We start from the raw sequence: 7,071 nt of genomic DNA on the forward strand, positions 1-7,071 counted from the left end.
TTAAAGGCATTATTCTTTTATTTTATATATTTATATACCAATGTGAATATCACGCAATTTATCATTAATGAGAATCATTATCAATAGTACGTATCGCGCTATTTTTGTCCCTATCCCGTTAGCTCTTCCTTTCTATTCCAGTTAATTTCACTAAAGATTGTTTTCGGTTTACCACGCTTATTTGGTTTACCACATTTGATCTTTTTAAAACATGATTTGGAAAGGCATAAAGAGTATTTATGAGAAAAAAATATGCTAAAGCGTCTGTCTTATGTTGTCTGATCACACCTGTTGTGACTTGGGCGGAGCATTCACCCAAAGCCACAGAAGATGTTTTGATTGTGACGGCTAACAAACGAGCAGAAGCATTAAATAAAGTTAATGGCAGTATTTTAGTAAAAACTGGCGAGGAACTTGAGCAAGCAGGTATCACCCAAGTACAGGATCTTGAGCGTGCTTTCCCTGGCTTACAAATCCGCTCTCGCGGTAACCGAACCTACTCAGCAACCACCATTCGGGGTATCAGTTCACCCGATTACTATTCACCCTCCATTCGCATTTATGTTGATGGTGTTCCTCAAGATCACCAATTTCTGACACAAGAGTTAATTAATGTAGAACGTGTAGAATTATTACGTGGTCCTCAAGGCACTTTATATGGTGGCAATGCCCAAGCCGGTGTTATCAATATCATCACTCGCTCTCCAAAAGAAGGCCCTTGGCTTAACCTTTCTGGTCATTATTCTAAATTAAAACAAGGGGGTTCCTTTAGCGGATCAATGCCGCTTATTGAAGACATGCTTTATGGCAGCATGAGTCTACGCTGGGTAAAAGAGCCAGGACAAATTGATGCCCCAAATCGCGGTGATAAAAATATTGACTCCAGCAAGACCTGGCTTGGTAAAGGAAAGCTGACCTTTGCACCAGAAGAGTCTCCATTCAGCGCTGAACTTAGCTTTGCTCATGAAGATCTCAATTCACATGAAGAGCTTTATTTAACCGACGAACAGTTCCGTCGGAAAGAATATGATGGCCCTATCCCGGATTTAACACGGCGCGTCAACAGTTATGCACTCAAAGCGGACTATGATTTTGGTAACAACGTATTAACCAGTATCACCGCCTATCAGGATCGCGATATTTTCCGTGATTTTATCGGGGGTAAATGGAAAGAAAAACACCATGCCACCACCCAAGAACTACGCTTAAACTCCAACTACTCTAATGGGATTACCAGCGTTCTCGGCGGCTGGTTCTCAGATGAAACTAGCAGACATCATACTGGCGCCTATATGAATTACTATAGCGCTGCCTTGAACACGATAAAAACAAAATCACTGGCCCTGTTTGGTGAAGTCAAATTACCCATCGCTTCTCAATGGGATCTGACGCTTGGCGGGCGTTTGTCACATGAAAAATCTCAAATAGCCTATGCAGGCCGTTCTGGCATAATGGCGGTCGACGCTTTTGATAACCAGGTTTCCAGCAATGAGTTTATACCTAAGGCAGCACTGGGCTGGCAATTGACACCAGATACCCGTTTCTATCTCTCTGCCACCAAAGGGTACAAGCCGGGCGGGTTCAATAACATTGTTTCCTCTGCCAATGATAAAAAGCCTTACGATACCGAAACCTCAGACAATTATGAGTTTGGTTGGCATACCTCATTCTTTAATGACGCAATGACATTAAACAGCGCAGTTTATTACATTCGTTCCAAAGATAAACAGATCTACGTCGGGCCTATGGGTGGACAATTCATTCGTAACGCCGGAAAAGCAGAAAGTAAAGGTATCGAGCTGAGCAGCCAGATTAACCCAATGCAAGGGCTTAGACTTTCTCTGGGTGGTAGCGTAGGTAAGTCAAATTTCACTGAGACAACAAGTGGCGTAAATTATAAAGGCAAACGCCTGCCTTATGCACCAGATGTCATGCTTAATGCAAGTTTCGACTATCTGATTAATCAAACATTGTTACCAGGTAACCTCTATTTCAATGCTGGCACTCGCTACTATTCAAAAAGCTACTTTGATGAAGCAAATGCCCTTGAACAAGGGGGATATACTCTCTATGACGCATCACTTAGTTTAGAAATGGATCATGGCATCAATGTCAAACTTTATGGGGAAAATTTAGGTAACAAACAGTACCGCGTATCCAGTTTCCAGATGGGAAACAATACGTATAGCATGATAAATAAAGGCTTGAATGTTGGGCTGGATGTGAGCGTTGCACTATGATGCACAACACCCCACATCGCCGTCACATCTCGTTACTACTTTTGACTTTGGCTGGTGTTTACACCATCCAAAGTACCATTGGTATGTTAACGTTACAAAGCATGCCGGCATTTCTACGCAACCACGGCGTTACCCCAGATAAGATAGGGTTACTCTATCTATTAATGTTACCTTGGGCATTAAAATTCCTCTGGGCTCCCGTTGTAGAACGCTATCGCAAATCAGGTTCGGGGGATACTCACCCCCGCCGCATCATGCTCTGCGGCAATCTGTTAATTGCACTGCTTTTTGGTTTAATGTCCTTAGCGAACCCTGCCGAACATATGCCGCTTATCATAGCGACCCTGTTTTTGATTACGCTTTGTCTGACCGTGGTAGATACCACCACAGACGGCCATGCTATCGATCGATTACCACCACAGCATCGCCCCTGGAGCAATGTCATGCAGGTTGGGGGAAGTTATCTGGGCGCCATTATTGGCAGCGGTCTGTTTTTATATCTTATTTCACTCTATGGCTGGCACATTGGTGCAGGCATGTTGGTGATAGTGATGCTATTAATGTCACTGCCTATCTTGTTCATCCGAAAAACGCAGGGACAGGCAGAATCGAGCACGTCAAAAACATCGAGCACGCCCTCCTCGCCAAAACCTTCGCTAAAGAGTGCATTACGCCGTACTCCGGTTAAACAGGCACTGATTTTAATACTGCTATGTATGATGGGGACACGCCTGTCACTCGGTATGCTCTCCCCATTTTTAATCGATCGTGGCGTAGACTTAACCCAATTAGGCATCATTGCTGCCAGTGGTGGGGCATTAGCTGGCTTATCTGGTGTCCTGCTTGGCGGCATCGTGGTTCGTAAACTAGGTGCCATCCAGACATTATTGGCGGTCATGTTGCTTGAGTGTCTGGTGTTAGTGGGTATTTTCTGGCTTTCTCAGCAACCAGAAACACCCCTGTCCCTGCTTTCGGCAGCATACGTTTTTATCACGCTAATCACCGCGACCAAATTTGTTGCCTTGTATACCCAAATGATGTCTCTGGCGGCAGGCATACAATCTGGTGTGGATTTTGCGCTGATGCAATCCGCAGATATGAGCATTGCCATCATCTGTTCAATGCTGGGTGGATTGATTGTAACCAAAGCAAGCTATGCCTCTCTTTTCGCGCTTGCCTCCCTCTTCACCCTGGCTGGCTTGTTCTGGACATTACGTAAGCGCCACGATTTCCAAAAGGAAAACACCTATGCCCAGCAATGATCCTTCTGTTCAAAATTCTCCTGAGCAACGTGCCGCTGACGCCGGTGTCCTTAAGACATTGTGGGATATGATGCGCCCATACCGCACGCTGAGTTACGTTGCTATCGCACTTGCCATTGTTTCTGCTGGCCTGCAAATACTGCCGGCCGCAGTTGCTGGCCTTATTACCCAATCACTCTATGACGGGCAATATGACACCTTGCTGAATTACGGCGTCATGTTATTAAGCTTCACCTTTGCCGCGATGCTGACTTTCAGTGGTTCAACGTTTGTTGCTCATTTGATCGCTGCCGATGTTCAGGCTGATGTTCGTCGTAATATCAGCAATAAGTTGAAGTCTGTTCCCCTGGGCTTCTTTATGCAGACTGACAGCACCGAAATCAAGAAGATGATGTTAGATGACGTCGAACAACTTGAAGATGGTATCGCCCACATTATTCCAGAGATGTCAGCAACCGTGTTCGGTCCATTAATAGCATTGGGTGTGATGTTAGCCATTGACTGGCGATTAGCATTAGCGGCTTTTGTTCCAACTTTGGGTGCTTGTTTATTATTCATCTATATTCAGATGAAAGTTCAAACCACTACTCAACGATTTTACGCCGCCCAAAATCGTATTGCCTCGACAATGGGTGAAGTTATCAACGCAATTCCTGTAGTGAAAACCTATTCAGGCGGCAATATTGCCCTACAGCGAGCGGAAGAAGCCTTTACCGCCCTGACACGTATTATCGATGTTTGGGTTGAGAAAGTGCAGGTCAAATCCAGCCGATTTTTTGTGCTATCCAGCGCTAATCTGCTGTTTGTCCTTCCTTTGGCGGTCTGGCTATTTAACCGACAAGCAATCACTTTATTTGAATTCACCTTCTTTATTCTGGCTGCCATGGCATTCGGCAATATTGCTTCATCTATGTTTTCGGTGATGACACGTTTGCAGCAGCAAGAGGCCTTAGTTACACGATATCGTTGGCTCATGAATCAACCTGAATTAGCGCCATGTACCCAAAATCAGGTCCCTGCCGATCATACTGTGACTTTGCATAATGTCAGCTTTTCCTATCAAGATAAGCAGGACAATGTCTTAAATAACGTTTCGTTTTCCGTCCCTGCCGGCAGTTCACTCGCTCTGGTTGGTGCCAGCGGCTCTGGTAAATCCACGATAGCCAGCCTGGTTGCCCGTCTTTGGGATCCTCAACAGGGCAAAATTACTGTTGGTGGTGTTGATATCCGCAACATGGATGAAACCACACTGCGTAATAACATCTCTTTTGTGTTCCAGCGGGTATTTCTGTTCAACGATACGATAGCCAATAATATCCGCCTGGCTCGTCCTGATGCTTCACAAGCAGAAGTTGAAGCAGCGGCCATCGCAGCACAAGCACATCCATTTATCCAACAGTTACCACAAGGTTACAACACCGTAATCAACAACGGTATTAGCTTGTCTGTAGGAGAAAAACAGCGTATCGCCGTTGCCGCCGCTATCCTGAAAAACGCGCCCATTCTTGTATTAGATGAAGCTACCGCTTATGCCGATCCAGAATGTGAAAAAGAGATGCAACAAGCACTCAATGCGTTATGCCGCAATAAGACGGTGATTGTTATCGCCCATCGCCTGCCAACTATCCGTCACCTTGATCAAATACTGGTCCTGGATAAAGGACAAATCATTGAGCAAGGCACCCATGATGAACTACTCGCACAGCAAGGCGCGTATGCCAAACAGTGGGTAGCCTGGCGGGGAGAAAATACCGGAACAGGAGTAAATTAATCATGGGATTATTTAATCGTCTCCAACAACATCTGTCCGCAAAACTACAACGGGTTTGGTTGGGTGGATTGTTATATAAGCAGCTTGATACCATTGCAATTATGGCGCAACTGGCTATCGCTGCCTGGGCCATCGCTCATCTGGAGGGAACTCATCCGAAAGAAAGTGACAACGCTATGCTGCCACTTATCACACTGACATTATTGGTTATTTTACTGTTGCTGCGATTCACTTTTATGTCTCGCGCATTACGTAAACTCACCATTGCCGCTTATGGGTTGGGGATAGAAATCCGCCGCTCTTTGCTACAGCGGCTTGTCGGTATGTCCATCGCGACAATTCGCGGACTAAGTGCCGGAAAAATAGCCCTGACATTATCCGAAGATGTGCAATGGCAGGAAAATCAATCAGCCTATACCACCCCACAAATTACCTGCCAGATTATGATGCTGACGCTTATCTATCTGGCTTTATTCTGGTTCGACTGGATTGTTGCTGGCTGTGCCCTATTAGTCTTGATGGTTGGATTACTGATCCTGGGTGGGATCCGGCAAAAACTCAATGAAATACTGCGCCGTCGGGCAGCGATGATGGCTGATGTATCCGAAGCAATCGTAGAATATGCCCAGGGCATGGCGTTTATTCGCGCGGCGGCTGCGACCACAACGGTAGAACAACGTTTTGACCAAGAAATTGAACAACTACGTGCCGCATTCCGCCGTGGAATATTCAAAAGCATACCGTTGCTGAGTCTGTTCTACATCATTATTGATACCAGCGTGGTTGTTGGCATTCTGGCCGGAGCCTTACGTTTTCATGAAGCACTCACTCTCCCTGAGATGCTGATCACTATTCTGTTGTTGTTCGCCACTATTACCCCTTTACGCGGGATCATTCCCCTGCTCAACGTAACCGCATTGACACAAGTCGGTGAAACACATATTGCAGAGATAGAAGCGATTGCAACACAAACTTCCGGGCCATTAGCTGCACCCAACAAATATGATGTTGAAGTTAACAATATCTCATTTAGCTACCCAGGGACTCACCAGCCCGCTATCCAGGACGTATCATTTTATGCCCCACAAGGCAGTATGACCGCTATTGTGGGGCCAAGTGGCAGTGGTAAATCCACGCTGGCCTACTTATTACTCGCTTTCTATCAACTGGATAAAGGTGAAATCCGTTTAGGTGGGAACCCTATTCATCATTACCAGACTCAAGCACTGTATGACACCGTCACAATGATGTTCCAGGAAACCGCCCTATTCCAGGACACGGTTGCCAACAATCTTCGTCTGGGAGATCCGAATGCGACACAGTCAGAGCTGGAACAGGCGGCCCGCCTCGCCAATATTCACGATACGATTATGGCATTACCGCAAGGGTACGATACACCTTTAGGTGTGGATGGCGGTACGTTATCGGGCGGCGAACGCCAACGGCTTGCCATTGCTCGAGCGATCCTAAAACAGTCCCCGGTTCTATTCCTGGACGAAGCAACGGCGTCGCTGGATCCCGAAAATGAGCAGTTAATACAAGAAGCATTTGATTCTCTCACTCAGGATAAAACCGTTTTTGTCATCGCTCATCGGTTAAGCACGATAACCCGTGCTGATCAAATATTGGTAATGGATCATGGAACCCTCTGTGATAGCGGTACACATGATGAATTATTGGAGCGTTGCCCGCTTTACCAATCCCTTTGGAAAAATCACCTTGGCTCAGAAGAGCATTGGCACTTACATCCCAGTATTCACTTAAACAAGGTGTAACCCACCCATTTGATTTTCTAGGT

General features: G+C 45.8%; 4 protein-coding genes. All 4 read left to right on the forward strand.

Annotated elements, in window-relative coordinates; translation table 11 throughout:
- Positions 1-239 precede the first annotated feature (239 nt).
- From WDV75_RS10615 to WDV75_RS10630, 4 genes are read left to right on the forward strand one after another with little or no spacing between them, the layout of a single operon-like run.
- Complete coding sequence (locus WDV75_RS10615) at positions 240-2,240, forward strand: TonB-dependent receptor (protein WP_273558144.1); 2,001 nt, start codon at positions 240-242, stop codon at positions 2,238-2,240.
- On the forward strand, positions 2,237-3,502 hold the full coding sequence (locus tag WDV75_RS10620) for an MFS transporter (protein WP_273558145.1): 1,266 nt from the start codon (positions 2,237-2,239) through the stop codon (positions 3,500-3,502). Before WDV75_RS10615 ends, WDV75_RS10620 begins: the two co-directional genes overlap by 4 nt.
- The gene (locus WDV75_RS10625) at positions 3,489-5,273 is read left to right on the forward strand and encodes an ABC transporter ATP-binding protein (protein WP_273558146.1); all 1,785 of its coding nucleotides are present in this window, start codon (positions 3,489-3,491) and stop codon (positions 5,271-5,273) included. The genes WDV75_RS10620 and WDV75_RS10625 overlap by 14 nt, the downstream gene beginning before the upstream one ends.
- 2 nt (positions 5,274-5,275) lie before the next feature.
- Complete coding sequence (locus WDV75_RS10630) at positions 5,276-7,048, forward strand: ABC transporter ATP-binding protein (RefSeq protein ID WP_273558147.1); 1,773 nt, start codon at positions 5,276-5,278, stop codon at positions 7,046-7,048.
- The last annotated feature ends 23 nt before the right edge of the window (positions 7,049-7,071 follow it).

The organism is Xenorhabdus griffiniae, from assembly GCF_037265215.1.
Taxonomy (GTDB): Bacteria; Pseudomonadota; Gammaproteobacteria; order Enterobacterales; family Enterobacteriaceae; genus Xenorhabdus; species Xenorhabdus griffiniae.